12 protein-coding genes are annotated in these 13,898 nt (G+C 62.0%); 5 read left to right on the forward strand and 7 right to left on the reverse strand.

The window, feature by feature from the left end; genetic code table 11:
- The first annotated feature begins 32 nt into the window (after window positions 1-32).
- Window positions 33-509, forward strand: coding sequence for a PA2169 family four-helix-bundle protein (locus ACJA3S_RS04105; protein WP_170028304.1), 477 nt, complete (start codon window positions 33-35; stop codon window positions 507-509).
- Here the strand turns inward: ACJA3S_RS04105 and ACJA3S_RS04110 are convergent.
- The 7 genes from ACJA3S_RS04110 to norR form a co-directional block, all read right to left on the reverse strand.
- Window positions 506-1,996: a diguanylate cyclase gene (locus tag ACJA3S_RS04110; protein ID WP_406820918.1), complete on the reverse strand. Its 1,491-nt coding sequence runs from the start codon at window positions 1,994-1,996 to the stop codon at window positions 506-508. The two genes, ACJA3S_RS04105 and ACJA3S_RS04110, sit on opposite strands and share 4 nt — an antisense overlap.
- A gap of 277 nt (window positions 1,997-2,273) precedes the next feature.
- Complete coding sequence (locus ACJA3S_RS04115; RefSeq protein ID WP_406820919.1) at window positions 2,274-3,608, reverse strand: OprD family porin; 1,335 nt, start codon at window positions 3,606-3,608, stop codon at window positions 2,274-2,276.
- A gap of 204 nt (window positions 3,609-3,812) precedes the next feature.
- Window positions 3,813-4,037 (reverse strand): hypothetical protein, encoded by a 225-nt coding sequence (locus ACJA3S_RS04120; RefSeq protein WP_406820920.1) that lies wholly within the window; start codon window positions 4,035-4,037, stop codon window positions 3,813-3,815.
- A gap of 193 nt (window positions 4,038-4,230) precedes the next feature.
- Window positions 4,231-4,965 carry a YkgJ family cysteine cluster protein gene (locus ACJA3S_RS04125; protein WP_406820921.1) on the reverse strand — a complete coding sequence of 245 codons (735 nt, stop codon included), beginning with the start codon at window positions 4,963-4,965 and terminating at the stop codon, window positions 4,231-4,233.
- The gene (locus tag ACJA3S_RS04130; RefSeq protein ID WP_406820922.1) at window positions 4,962-5,273 is read right to left on the reverse strand and encodes a hypothetical protein; all 312 of its coding nucleotides are present in this window, start codon (window positions 5,271-5,273) and stop codon (window positions 4,962-4,964) included. The genes ACJA3S_RS04125 and ACJA3S_RS04130 overlap by 4 nt, the downstream gene beginning before the upstream one ends.
- Window positions 5,274-5,359: 86 nt before the next feature.
- A complete protein-coding gene (locus tag ACJA3S_RS04135) occupies window positions 5,360-6,259 on the reverse strand; it encodes a chemotaxis protein (protein ID WP_406820923.1) in 900 nt (299 codons plus the stop codon).
- A gap of 160 nt (window positions 6,260-6,419) precedes the next feature.
- Window positions 6,420-7,973 carry a nitric oxide reductase transcriptional regulator NorR gene (norR, locus tag ACJA3S_RS04140; RefSeq protein WP_406820924.1) on the reverse strand — a complete coding sequence of 518 codons (1,554 nt, stop codon included), beginning with the start codon at window positions 7,971-7,973 and terminating at the stop codon, window positions 6,420-6,422.
- 154 nt (window positions 7,974-8,127) lie between these two features.
- Here norR and hmpA point away from each other — a divergent pair, with 154 nt between their 5' ends.
- The 4 genes from hmpA to cyoB all read left to right on the forward strand — a co-directional run bounded on the left by hmpA (window position 8,128) and on the right by cyoB (window position 13,896).
- Window positions 8,128-9,306 (forward strand): NO-inducible flavohemoprotein, encoded by a 1,179-nt coding sequence (hmpA, locus tag ACJA3S_RS04145; protein ID WP_406820925.1) that lies wholly within the window; start codon window positions 8,128-8,130, stop codon window positions 9,304-9,306.
- Between the two features lie 558 nt (window positions 9,307-9,864).
- Complete coding sequence (locus ACJA3S_RS04150) at window positions 9,865-10,371, forward strand: disulfide bond formation protein B (protein WP_170028313.1); 507 nt, start codon at window positions 9,865-9,867, stop codon at window positions 10,369-10,371.
- Between the two features lie 558 nt (window positions 10,372-10,929).
- On the forward strand, window positions 10,930-11,874 hold the full coding sequence (gene cyoA, locus ACJA3S_RS04155) for a ubiquinol oxidase subunit II (protein WP_015268993.1): 945 nt from the start codon (window positions 10,930-10,932) through the stop codon (window positions 11,872-11,874).
- 3 nt (window positions 11,875-11,877) lie between these two features.
- Window positions 11,878-13,896, forward strand: coding sequence for a cytochrome o ubiquinol oxidase subunit I (gene cyoB, locus ACJA3S_RS04160; protein ID WP_063911280.1), 2,019 nt, complete (start codon window positions 11,878-11,880; stop codon window positions 13,894-13,896).
- Window positions 13,897-13,898: the final 2 nt, after the last annotated feature.

Here is a 13,898-nt window from a genome sequence, read left to right on the forward strand (position 1 = left end):
TAGTGGACTATCACCTGCCAAGGAGTATTGCCATGAGCAACCCGAACAAAGATGTGATCGATGTACTGAACGACCTGATCGAGTACAGCAAGGACGGCGAAAAGGGTTTTCGTGAATCGGCCGATGATGTCAAGAACCCGGAGCTGAAAGCCTTCTTCGTGCAACGTGCCGGCGAGTGCGCCAATGCTGCTGGCGAGCTGCAAAGCGAGGTGCGGCGCCTGGGCGGTGATCCGGAAACCTCGACCAGCCTGAGCGGCGACTTGCACCGTGGCTGGGTCAACTTCAAGTCCATGCTTACTGGCAAAAGCGAAGAGGCCGTGTTGAACGAAGTCGAGCGTGGTGAAGACTACGCGCTCAAGGCCTACAAGGACGCCCGGGAAAAACTGGTCAAGCTGGGCCGCACCGCCAGCGACCAGACCTACAACCTGGTGGAAAAGCAGCTGCAGGGCGTGCAGCGCAATCATGACCAGGTCAAGGCACTGCGCAACGCTGCACGCGCCAGTTCCTAATCGGCCGGCCCTTCTACCCGGTTGCGGCCCTTGGCCTTGGCCCGGTAGAGCGCTTCATCCGCAGCACCCAGCACCCTTGCCAGGTCGTGCTGGGTGCCGGAAACGCCGATGCCGATGCTCACCGTGACCGAGTGGGCATCATCGGCGAACGGCGTCAGCGCCTCGACACTGGCGCGGATTCGTTCGGCCAGCCAGTGTGCGCCTGCCAGGTCGGTTTCCGGCAGCACCACCTGGAATTCCTCCCCACCATAGCGCGCCGCCAGGTCGGCAGGGCGGCGGAGACACGCCTCGATGGTCTTGGCCACTTCCCGCAGGGCATGGTCGCCTCCCGCGTGGCCATGGCGCTGATTGAACGCCTTGAAATGGTCCACATCCACCATCAATACCGCCAACGGCTTGCGGTTGCGTTGCGCGCGGGCCCACTCCTGGCGCAACACCTGGTCCAGGCGACGGCGGTTGGCCAGCCCGGTCAGGCTGTCGGTGGAGGCCAGTGTTTCCAGGCCTTGTTCGGCCTCGTGCCGGCGGCGTAATTCGCGGCCCAGCAGCAGGGTCAGCCAGAGTATGCCCACGCACAGTACGCCGGTGGCGACGCTGACCATGATCGCGGTGCGGCGCCAGGACTGGAACACTTCGTCGGCCGAATGCGCCACCAGTACGATCAGCGGCAGCTGTGGGACCCGGGCAAAGGTATAGATGCGCAGTTTTGCACTACTGCCGGAGCGGGCGGTGAAGCTGCCGCTCTGTTCGTTGAGGATGCGTTTGAAATTGGGGCGGTCGGCGTAGTTGCTGCCAATCAGTGGGTCCTGTGCACGCGATGGCTGGCGTGCGAGCAGTTGGCCGTCAGTGTTGATCAGGTTGATGCTGCTGTCATCGCCAATGTCCAGGCGCCGAAACAGTTCGCTGAAGTACGACAGGCGCAGTGCGCCAGCTGCCACCCCGGCAAACTCGCCATCCGCGCCGGAAATGCGTCGGCTGAAACTGATGCACCAGTCCAGGTCGCCGAGCTGCGCCTTGAACGGTGGGCCGACCAGCAGGCCGAGGTTGGCATCGCGCTGGTGCGCCTGAAACACCCCGGTAGCGCCGAAGTTGGCTGTACGCGGTACGCTGCTGGTGGAGTCGCCTACCACATTGCCCTGTTTGTCCAGCCACAGCACGTCACCGCGCTTGCGGTCGACGAAGGCTTCGTTGAACAGCAGGCGCTGGCGCAGCGGGCCGGGTATGTTTGGCAGCTCCTGGCGCCCGACTGCCCAGATCAGGCCCTTCAGCGACTGGTCGTAGAGTTCGACATTGCGCAGGATATCGCTTTCGATCAGCTGGACGATATTGTTGGACGAGCGGATCGCCGACAGCTCGACGCTATCGCGCTCACGGGCCAGCAGGTAGCTGACGATGGCCACAATGGCGAGCACGGCAAGGCAACTGCCCAGATTGAGGAACAGCTCGGGGTGTGACCTGTAGAGTGCGAAACGCGGGGGTCGGGGGGTCATGCTCGCTACTGCGTGGGCAGGGCCATTCGCGGCGGCCACATTCTAGGGAAGTGGGGATTGTCGAACAAGATTTGTCCGACGGAATTACGCAGGCGGTTTTGCGCCGCCCATCGCCGGCAAGCTCCCACAGCTACCGCGTCGCCTGCTTCGCGGATGAATCCGCTCCTACAGATGTGAACTGCCCTGTAGGAGCGGATTCAGCCGCGATCACCGGCAAAGCCGGTGCCATCCACCGTCTTAGCGAACCGGGGCCAAAGCCTTCGCTGGCGGTTTCGAATCAGAACACGTTCAACGGGTAATCGACGATTACCCGCAATTCATCGTTGTCGCTGTTGCTGTCGATCGAGGCATAACCCTGGCTGCCACGGTGCACGGCATAGCGCAGCAGCACCGACAAGTCCTTCAGGTCACCTTGCTGGAATACGTACTTCAGGTCCAGGTCGCGCTCCCAGTGCATGGCGTTCTTGCCATCGGCACGGTAGTAGTCGTAGTGGCTGGTGTCCTGAGTGGCCTTGGTCAGGTCGGCCTCACCGCGCGAGTACGACAGCACGCTGGTCAGGCCCGGGACGCCCCAGCCAGCGAAGTCATAGTTGTACTGCAGCTTCCACGAACGCTCGTTCGGCGCATTGAAATCGGAGTACATGCGCGAGTTGTCCAGGTAGATGCTGTCGCCAAGGTTGATGTAGTCGAACGGCGTGTTGCCGTTGACCCGCTGGTAGGCGGCAGTGACGCTGTGGTACCCGGCGTTGACGGTGAAGTGCACGCTGTAGGTATTGTTGTCGATCTTGCCCAGCAGCGCCTGGCCGGTGTCCTGGGTGTGATAGAAATGCACGCCCGGGTTCAGGCTGACCAGGTCGTTGACCACGTAGGTGTAGTCGAAGTCGGCGTAGTACTGGTTCCAGATGTCCTTCAGCTCGGCGGCATACAGGTTGGCCGTAATGTTCGGGGTACCGCTCCACGACGCGCCGGCCCAGTTCAGGTGCTTGCTCTTGTCGTGCTCGTCCAGCGCGCCGTAGTAGGTGTCGATACGGCGGTGGCCGCTCTGGTTGTAGGGCTTGGTGAAGCTTGCCTGGCCGCCTTCGAGCAGCAACCCGTCGATGCTGGTGTTGGTCAGGCTCACGCCACGGAAGGTCTGCGGCAGCATGCGGCTTTCGCCGCCGGCGATCACCGGGTTGGTGAGGAACAGGTCACCGGCTTTGAGCTCGGTGTCGAATGCCTTGAACTTGATCGCGGCCCCGGCAGTGGAGAACGAATGCGGCGCGGCACCCAGCTCGCCATCGTCCTTGATGTGCTCGGGCAGGATGCTGGTGCCGGCGTGGCCGCCACCGCCATCGAGCTTCAAGCCCAGCATGGCATGGGCATCCAGGCCAACGCCAAGCACCCCTGGGGTGTAGCCCGATTCGAAGCGCGCAACCGCGCCCTGGCCCCACTCGCGGGTGTCACGCACGCCAGCGTTGTGGTTGTCGCGGTTGAAATAGGCATTACGCAAATGCAGGTTGAGGGACGACCCTTCGATGAAGCCATCAGCCTTGTCTTCATCTGCCTGGGCGGCGAAAGGGATCGTTGCAGTCAACGCAATGAACAGCGGGGTAAAACGAAACGCGGAAGGCACCGGTACTCGCTCCTTTGGTCTGGCGGTGGGGCAGTTTTTATTTTCGAATGTGCGTCTTTTTATTGAGGTACGTTACAGCCGGGCTGATAGTTGAAGCACATAAAAAAAGCCGCTGATCGGCAGCGGCTTTAAAAGGCTAACATATCGGCACCGGTGGTGCCCATGGCGTAGCCAAGGGAAAACGGGAGCAGCGACAGCGCTTGCTCAACTGTCGGCATTGGCATCGACGTCAGCTTTCGAAGCTGTCTGGTTTGCGCCTTTGGCGGCATCTGCCTTCTGTGCGGCTACGGCTTCGCGGGCCTCTTGATGAATGGCGGCAAGCTCAGCGTTACGGGTGATGAAAGCCTGGGATTCTTCGGCCATGGCCAGCGGCGACAACAACAGGGAAGACAGGACGAAGAGACTGGCAATACCCTTACTGTTGGACATTTGAAACTACCTTCTTGCAGTGCAAGTGCTAATGAGGACAGGGCTAAAGTTAGTCCTTTCAATGCATTTGAAACAGAGCGAAGCGCGATAAGCACTGTTGCGCAAAAGGTAATGATTGGGCAAAAAGCAATTGGACTTTCGCCGGAAAGCCCCGTGCTAGACAGGTTCATGCACGGGGGCGCGTACGGCCTGGTCAGAAGCCGATGAAGGCGTAGTACACCGGGGGCTTGCTGGTGGTGCGCAAGCCGTGCTGTCGCAAGTCCGCCAGCAGCGCTTCATCCTCCACGTGCAGGGCCCACTGCGCGCCGGCATCGTCCGGCATTTGCGCCAGCGCCGTGGCAAATGCACGCATGTCGGGCAGGTAAGCAGTAAAACCATTGCCCTTGAGCGCACTGGTGGTCATGCCCAGCGCCTGGCATAGCGCCACCTTGGCCGCGATGTCATCCCGGTCAGCCTGACGCGAGGCTTGCACCAGCGCCTGCAGCTCGGGGTCGACCAGTCGCGTGCCGTGAATCAGCACAGGCCCCTGCTGCCAGGCTTGCGGCGGGCAGCCCTTGCTGCCGGGGCGCAGCGGGATATGCGGGTTGATCTCTACCGGGTAAATGCGGCAGACCAGCGGGCGCTGGTCATAGATGGTGCAGCGGTCGTTGGCGTCGAGGTTGCGGCAGCGGCCAGGGTTGAACGCGGCAAAGGTCACCGCGACGCGTATTTCGCCTTCGCCGCAGCGCACGGGATGGGAGCGGGGTAGTACGTGCTCGCGCTGCTCCTGCGGCATGCCCGGGCCGTCGGTCACGAACGCTTCGAGCAACACGATCACCTGGCCGTTGTCTGCTGCCCAGCGACGGGTTTCGGCCAGGGTCAGTGGCACGTGCTGGCCGGTGCAGCACTTGCCGCAGCCAGTGCAGGCGAAACGCAAGCTGCCGGTCACCTGGCCTCGGGGCTCCATTCGCTGACGAAGGCGCGCTGCTGACGGCGGTCGTACAGGCACAGTTCGCTGCCGGTACGCTGCTGCATGTGCTGCTGTGGGTAGACGCCTTCGATCAGCAGGGCGCTCATGCCGACCTGGTCATCGAACTCGGCGGGCTTGCCGCGGGCGTGGGCATCCTTGAACTGGCTGGCGGCCAGGCAGGCTTTGAGCATCTGCTGGCGCTGCTCGTTCCAGGCCTGGCTGGTCGAGGCCTGGGCGGCTGCGCTGAACAGGGCGTAGACGACCAGGATGGAGCTGAAGTATTTCATGGCGATACCGGCAAATTGCATGCGTAGGGCGCGATTATGCCTGGCTCGGCCCCGGCGGCAAGCCGGTGAATTTGTCGCTGAATTTATCAGCGCTCGGCGAACACCACGGTACGCGCCGCCACCACCAGGCAATCGGTCAGCTCCGGCGAGGAGAACTTGGTGAGGATGGCATTGGCTCCGGCCAGCCTGGCCTTCTCGGCGCTCATGGTGCTGTCCAGCGAAGTATGCAGCAGAATGTACAGGTGCTGGAAATCCGGGGTCTCGCGCAGGGTGCGGGTGAATGCGTAGCCGTCCATCTCGGACATTTCGATGTCGGATACGATGATGTTGATTTCCTGCGCGGTGCCCTGCAGGTCCAGCAGCATGTTGATGGCGTCCTTGGCGCTGCGCGCGGTGTGGCATTCGATGCCGAGATTGCGCAAGGTATGCACCGACTGCTGCAGAGCCACCTGGCTGTCGTCCACCACCAGGATGTTGGCGGCGGCCAGCAGGCTGATGTCTTCTTCACTCAAGGTTTTCTGCGGCGGCTCAGGCAGCGGCGGGGCAATGGCGTGGATGACCTTTTCAATGTCCAGCACCTGCACCAGGGTGTTGTCGACCCGGGTCACGCCGGTAATGAACGAGCGGTTGCCCGAGCCGTAGGGCGGCGGTTTGATGTCGGTGCTCAGGCAATGCACGATACGGCTGACCGCCTGCACATGCAGGCCCTGGCGCGAGCGGCTGATCTCGGTGACGATCAGGCAGCCGCCGTCCGGGTCGGTCAAAGGCTGTTCACCGATGGCGCGGGACAGGTCGATGACCGACAGCGAATGGCCGCGCAGGGTCGCCACGCCTTTCACGTGGGGGTGCGATTCGGGCAGCTTGGTCAGCGGCGGGCAGGGGATGATCTCGCTGACCTTGAGCAGGTTGATTGCCATCAACTTGCCGCTGCGCAGCGTGAACAGCAGCAGGGACAGCGAGTCCGCGCGGGCATTTTGCGTGGCCATGGTGACCTTCGTCGGGAACAGGGGTAACCGGTTATCGGCCTGATCTGTTCGGGCTTTAGGCCCTGTAAGAAAAGCCTTGATACTTGTTCATACTGCGTTGAAAACAGCCTCGCCTGACCTGCGTCTCAAGACTTTTCATACAGAGCCTGGGGGCAACCCTTCAGCGTAATCCCAGGCGGTGCGCCAAACGGCTGAGATTGGCCCGATCCAGGCCCAGCTCTCGGGCTGCGGCCGCCCAGTTGTGCTGGTGCCGCTGCAGGCAGGCTTCGATCAGCTGGCGCTGGTAGACGTCGACGGCTGCGCGCAGTCCACCGTCGGCCAGGGCCGCCGTCTGTATGGGGGCAGCGGGGGAGGGCGGGGTGCCGGGCGCGGCGTTTGCGCGCAGGTCGAGGTCGATGGCTTCCAGGGTGAGGATGCGTGGCCGGTCTGTGTGCTGGCCCAGCGCCTTGAGCGCCGAGCGGCCGATCAGGTGTTCCAGTTCCCGCACGTTGCCTGGCCAGTCGTAGGCCAGCAATGCCGCCTGGGCGCCGCTGCTCAGGCGCAGGCTGTTCAGGCCCAGGCGCGAACGGTTCTGTTCGAGGAAGTAGCCAGCCAGCAGCAGCACGTCGCGCCCGCGTTCGCGCAACGGCGGCACGTGCAGCGGGTAGACACTGAGGCGGTGGTAGAAATCGGCGCGGAAGTTGCCGCTGCGCACCTCCGCCGCCAGGTCGCGGTTGGTGGCGGCGATCAGGCGCACATCCACCCGGTGCTCGCGGTCCGAGCCAAGGCGCTGCAACTGGCCGCTCTGCAGGACACGCAGCAACTTGGCCTGCACCGTCAGCGGCAGCTCACCCACTTCGTCGAGGAACAGCGTGCCGCCATTGGCCAGCTCGAACTTGCCGCGGCGCTCGCCATGGGCGCCGGTGAAAGCGCCGCGGACATGGCCGAACAGTTCGCTTTCCACCAGCGTGTCGGGCAAGGCGGCGCAGTTGAGGCTGACCAGCGGTTTGTCGGCGCGGTTGCTGGCCTGGTGCAAGGCCTGCGCCACCAGTTCCTTGCCAACCCCGGTTTCACCGGTGATCAGCACGGTCAGGTCGCTGCCACCGACCAGGCGGATTTCCTCCACCAGGCGCTTGTGCGCCGGGCTCTGGCCGATCAGTTCTCTATCCTGGCCGCTGGCCTGGCGGTAGATCTCGGCGCGGCGGTGCTCGTCTTCGGCACGCAGGGCCAGGTGCTCGATTCGTTCGGCCACGGTGACCGTGGCGGCAGCCAGGCTGGCGAAGGCCTGCAGGGCATCCAGCTCCAGGCTCTGGAACTGCCCGGGGGTGAGGGCGTCGAGGGTGACCAGGCCCCAGGGGCGCTCATCGACCATCAGTGGGCAGCCCATGCAGTCATGCACTTCCAGGTTGGCATGGGCGGCGTTGACCAGGCCATCGTAAGGGTCGGGCAGCTCGGAGTCGCTGGCGAAGCGGGTGGGCTCAGGGCGGCTGAGCAGGATCTGGAAGCGCGGGTGCTCGCTGACCCGGAAGCGCCGGCCAAGGGTATCCGGGCTCAGGCCGTCCACCGCCAGCGGCACCAGCCACTCACCGTCCAGGCGCAGCAGCGCGGCGGCATCGCAGGGCAGCAGCCCGCGCATGGCCTGTAACAGGCGGCGGTATCGTTCCTGGTCCGGCAAGTCGCGGGACAGGTCACTGACCAGGGGCAGCAGGGCGGTGAGCAGCGGCTTTGTAGTCATATGGACTCCTATGGGTCGATATGACTATACGCGCGCACGGGTCGTTTTGACATGATGCCGGTCAAGGCCCTGATTTTGCTGGAAATAAAAGTTGGCACGATTGCTGTAATAACCGTGGCAGTCATTCGAAGCCACAGGCTCAGGAGTTGTCGCAATGCTCAATGCCGAACAACGTGCAATCATCAAGGCCACTGTCCCCCTGCTGGAAAGCGGCGGCGAAGCGCTGACCACCCACTTCTACAAGATGATGCTCAGCGAGTACCCGCAGGTACGCCCGCTGTTCAACCAGGCCCACCAGGCCAGCGGTGACCAGCCGCGTGCCCTGGCCAACGGCGTGCTGATGTATGCCCGCCACATCGATCAACTGGAGCAGCTGGGCGGCCTGGTCGGTCAGATCATCAACAAGCATGTCGCCTTGCAGATTCTGCCGGAGCACTACCCGATCGTCGGCAGCTGCCTGCTGCGCGCCATCGAAGAGGTGCTGGGCAAGGACATCGCCACCCCCGCCGTCATCGAGGCCTGGGGCGCGGCCTATGGCCAACTGGCCGACATTCTGATCGGCGCTGAAGAAAACCTCTACAAACAGAAGGAAGAAGCCGCAGGCGGCTGGCGCGGCACCCGTGAATTCCGCCTGGTCCGCCGCGAGCAGGAAAGCAGCGAGATCGTTTCGTTCTACTTTGCCCCGGTGGATGGCAAGCCGGTGCTCAAGGCCGAGCCTGGCCAGTACATCGGCCTGAAACTGGACATCGACGGTGCCGAGCAGCGCCGCAACTATTCCCTGTCGGCGCTGTGCGATGGCAAGGAATATCGCATCAGCGTCAAGCGTGAGCAGGGCGGCAAGGTTTCCAACTACCTGCATGACCAGTTGGCGCTGGGCGATACCCTGCAGCTGTTCCCGCCGGCAGGTGATTTCACCCTGGCCGCGGGCGACAAGCCGCTGGTACTGATCAGTGGTGGCGTGGGCATCACCCCGACCTTGGCGATGCTGCAGGCGGCCCTGCAAACCCGGCGCGAGGTGCATTTCATTCACTGTGCGCGTAACGGCGCCGTGCATGCCTTCCGTGACTGGGTCGATGGCCTGGCCGAGCGTTATCCACAACTCAAGCGCTTCTATTGCTATGCCGAGCCGGAAGGTGCTGCTGCAGCCGATGCGGTGGGCTTGCTGAGTGAAGACCTGCTGGCCGAGTGGCTGCCGCAGGAGCGCGATGTGGATGCCTACTTCCTGGGGCCGAAGGGCTTCATGGCGGCGGTCAAGCGCCAGCTGAAAGGCCTGGGCGTGCCGGAGCAGCAGAGCCGCTACGAGTTCTTCGGGCCGGCGGCGGCGCTGGAGTGATGCAGCCCCGGTAGCGGCTTTCTTCGCGGGTGAACCCGCTCCCAGCAGGGCAGCGCCGCATTTACGATTGGCGCGGTCCCTGTAGGGCGGGTGCATCCGCGAAATGGCCGCTACAGGCTTATGGAAACTTTCATCCCAGCCGCTGGCAAGCCAGCTCCCTTGCAGCCTTGCTCCCGCCCGTGGGTAATCGAGAACGAAACGGTCGACAGCATTCGCCGCCTGGGGGCTGGCTTGCCAGCGGCTGGGCTACCCCACCTTGTGCCTATATATAAAGAAGGATTAAAACCGTAGCGTAGGTTTGATCTTTAATTCTCCTTTAATCACGGTATCCTTCACTCCCGGGTGTCGAGGGGCTTGGCCCTGCGCGGCACCCGGGCAGCCGCTTTTTCGCCGCCCGACGTTGAACCGACGTCGCTGCGGCCGGTCTCAGCCACACCGGATAGCCCTGCGCCGCGCTATCGCGCCGCTTCCTCGGCACGCTCAAAGGCCCTGCCCAGCGTGTAGACTTGCGCCCAGGCAGGCGGACCACGCTGCCACTATCCATCGAAGGAATCGGCAATGAACGAACAAACATCGCGCCTGAATCGGGAACGGCGCTTTCTGGTGCTGTTGGGCCTGATCTGCATTTCGCTGATCGGCGGCGCCCTTTACATGCAGATCGTGCTCGGCGAGGCGCCGTGCCCTCTGTGCATCCTGCAGCGTTATGCGTTGCTGTTCATTGCCCTGTTCGCCTTCATCGCGGCGGCGATGCCCGGGCGCCGCAGCCTGACCTTCTTCGAGGCATTGGTAGTACTCAGCGCCATTGGCGGAATCGTTGCGGCCGGCAACCATGTGTATATACTCGCCAACCCCATGGTCAGTTGTGGCATCGATACCCTGCAGCCAATCGTGGACGACCTGCCCCTGGCCAAGCTGTGGCCGCTGGTGTTCCAGGTCGATGGTTTCTGCAGCACGCCGTATCCGCCGATCCTCGGCCTGTCCCTGGCGCAGTGGGCGTTGCTGGCGTTTGTCCTGACGGCTGTGCTGGTTCCACTCGGGATCTACCGCAACCGACGCCAGGCTTAGACAAAAGTACCGAATTGCGTGGGGGCTTTTGCGCCCCATGAGAAGACTGAAAAGTTGCTCCCCGCTTGATCCAGATCAACCCGTAGGCCTTGCAGAATGCGGCTTTGAGGGCTAGCAAGCGGGGTGCGACAAACTGTCGCGAAGTTGAATTTTTGAGCAGTATTGTTGCGGAATCTGTAAAAGACTGTTGCTCAATAAGTCATAGTCAAGGGTTGGCGACCTATCTACAATCGCCCCCAATTTCCGTTCGGCACTGCTTGCGAGTCGCAGGATTGAAGGAAGCCCCAGCGCTCCTTTTTGCTGACTTCGTCAAGTTTCGCCCAACGGCGATACCGGGCGGACCCCCCTCCGCGTTTTCCCGCACCAAATGGACTTGGTCTGAAGTACAGGCCTGTTGCCTACGAAACCATAAGCACCGCTAACCCGCTTGACGCCAAGGCCCTGCAGTCGGACCCGGGCAGGAGCGAGTACGGGCGCGAAATGCCGCACTTGGCAGGACGAAGTGTTGGCTACCAAAACACAAATTGCATTGAAGCAAGCTGATCTAGAGGTCGTGAGATGAGTAAAAAGCGTTACCCCAGACTGTTTGGCATATTGCCCTTTTTAGGCATGCTTTTACTCAGTGGGTGCAACTGGACCCTGCTCGACCCGAAGGGTCAGGTCGGCATTGAGCAAAAGAACCTGATCCTCATCGCTACCGGCCTGATGCTGCTGGTGGTGATCCCGGTCATCATCATGACCGTGGTTTTCGCCTGGAAGTACCGTGCTTCCAACAAGGCCGCCACCTATACCCCTGACTGGTCGCACTCGACCAAGATCGAAGCTGCGGTGTGGATCATCCCGATCCTGATCATCATCGCCCTGGGTTACTTCACCTACCACTCCACCCACAAGCTGGACCCGTATCGTCCGCTGGATTCCGATGTGAAGCCGGTGCAGATCGACGTGGTCGCGCTGGACTGGAAATGGCTGTTCATCTACCCGGAGCAGGGCATTGCCACGGTCAACAAGATCGTCTTCCCGGCTAATACCCCGGTCAACTTCCGCGTCACTTCCGACGCCGTGATGAACTCGTTCTTCATCCCGGGCCTGGGCGGCCAGATCTACGCCATGGCCGGCATGACCACCAAGCTGCACCTGATCGCCAACGAAAACGGCGAGTTCGACGGTATCAGCGCCAACTATAGCGGTGCTGGCTTCACCGGCATGAAATTCAAGGCTACTGCCACCTCCCAGGAAGACTTCGACAAGTGGGTCGCCGAGGTCAAGCAGTCGCCGAAGAAGCTGGACAAGGCCGAATACGACGCCTTGGCCAAACCAAGCGAAAACAACCCGGTCGCGCTGTACAGCGAGGCTTCGCCTGACCAGTTCCAGCTGATCGTCGACAAGTACGAAGGCATGAACCGCGGTCGTCCGAGCCACGAAGAAGCAGGCAGCAAAGATCTGGCCACTACCAAGGGTGTGGAATCGAGTATGCAACCAGCTGCCGGTGCAGAGGAGTAAGAGATGTTCGGTAAACTAAGCCTGGAGGCGATACCCTATCACGAGCCGATAGTCATGGTGACACTTGCCATGATCGCGCTCGGTGGTATCGCTGTCGTCGGTGCTATCACCTACTTCCGCAAGTGGACCTACTTGTGGACCGAGTGGTTGACGACTGTCGACCACAAGAAAATCGGGGTGATGTATATCATCGTCGCGATGGTCATGCTGCTGCGCGGCTTTGCCGACGCCATCATGATGCGTACCCAGCTGGCTGCCGCTACCGGTGGCTCCGAAGGCTACCTGCCGCCTGAACACTATGACCAGATCTTCACCGCTCACGGTGTGATCATGATCATCTTCATGGCGATGCCGTTCTTCACCGGCCTGATGAACCTGGCGGTTCCGCTGCAGATCGGTGCACGTGACGTGGCCTTCCCGTTCCTGAACTCGCTGAGCTTCTACCTGCTGCTGGCAGGCGTGCTGCTGGTCAACATCTCGCTGGGCGTTGGTGAATTCGCCAAGACCGGCTGGGTTGCCTATCCGCCGCTCGCGGGCATTCAGTACAGCCCTGGGGTGGGTGTCGACTACTACATCTGGGCGCTACAGCTGTCCGGCCTGGGTACGACGCTTACCGGTGTGAACTTCCTCGTCACCGTGATGAAGATGCGCGCACCTGGCATGAAGCTGATGGACATGCCGATCTTCACCTGGACCTGCACCTGGGCCAACGTGCTGATCGTGGCTTCCTTCCCGATCCTGACCGCTGCACTCGCTCTGCTGACTGTTGACCGTTATCTGGACTTCCACATCTTCACCAACGAGCTTGGTGGGAACCCGATGATGTACGTCAACCTGTTCTGGGCGTGGGGTCACCCTGAGGTTTACATCCTGATCCTGCCGGCCTTCGGTGTGTTCTCGGAAGTTACCTCGACCTTCTCCGGCAAGCGTCTGTTCGGCCACCACTCGATGATCTATGCATCGGGCGCGATCGCCGTGCTGGGCTTCGCTGTATGGCTGCACCACTTCTTCACCATGGGTGCCGGCGCCAGCGTCAACACCTTCTTCGGCCTGGCGACGATGCTGATCTCCATTCCGACCGGTGTGAAGCTGTTCAACTGGCTGTTCACCATCTACCAGGGCCGTCTGCGCTTCACCGCGCCGATCATGTGGACCCTGGGCTTCATGATCACCTTCTCCATCGGTGGCATGACTGGCGTTCTGCTGGCTGTTCCGGGTGCTGACTTCGTCCTGCACAACAGCCTGTTCGTAATTGCTCACTTCCACAACGTGATCATCGGTGGTGCGGTATTCGGCTACATCGCCGGCTTCGCCTACTGGTTCCCGAAAGCCTTCGGTTTCACCCTGAACGAGAAGTGGGGCAAAGCTGCCTTCTGGTTCTGGATCTCGGGCTTCTACGTAGCGTTCATGCCGCTGTACGCCCTGGGCTTCATGGGCATGACCCGTCGTCTGAACCACTCCGACAACCCGCTGTGGGAACCCTACCTGTACGTAGCCGTTGTCGGCGCCGTGCTGATCCTGTTCGGTATCGCCTGCCAGCTGATCCAGCTGTACGTATCGGTTCGCGACCGCAACCAGAACCTGGACGTGACCGGCGACCCATGGGGCGGCCGTACCCTGGAATGGTCGACTTCGTCGCCACCTCCGTTCTACAACTTCGCCCACATGCCTGAGAAGGTTGGCCTGGACGCCTGGCACGAAGCCAAGGAAGCCGGTGTTGCCTACAAGCCAGCGGCCAAGTACGAAGCGATCCACATGCCGAGCAACACCTCCACTGGTTTGTTCATGGGCCTGTTCCTGACCGTCTTCGGCTTCGCCTTCATCTGGCACATCTGGTGGCTGGTTGGCGCGAGCCTGGTTGCAACCATCGCTGTCTTCGTTCGCCACGCTGCGCGTGACGACCAGGGCTACATGGTTCCGGCCGAAGAAGTGGCGCGCATCGAAGGCGAGCGCATGAAAGCGTTGGCCAAAGCAGGTGCTCTGCCTGCCGGCGCACGTGTCGAATCGTTTGAGCGGGTGTAATC

It is taken from the genome of Pseudomonas sp. KnCO4, assembly GCF_045344305.1.
Classification (GTDB): domain Bacteria; phylum Pseudomonadota; class Gammaproteobacteria; order Pseudomonadales; family Pseudomonadaceae; genus Aquipseudomonas; species Aquipseudomonas anuradhapurensis.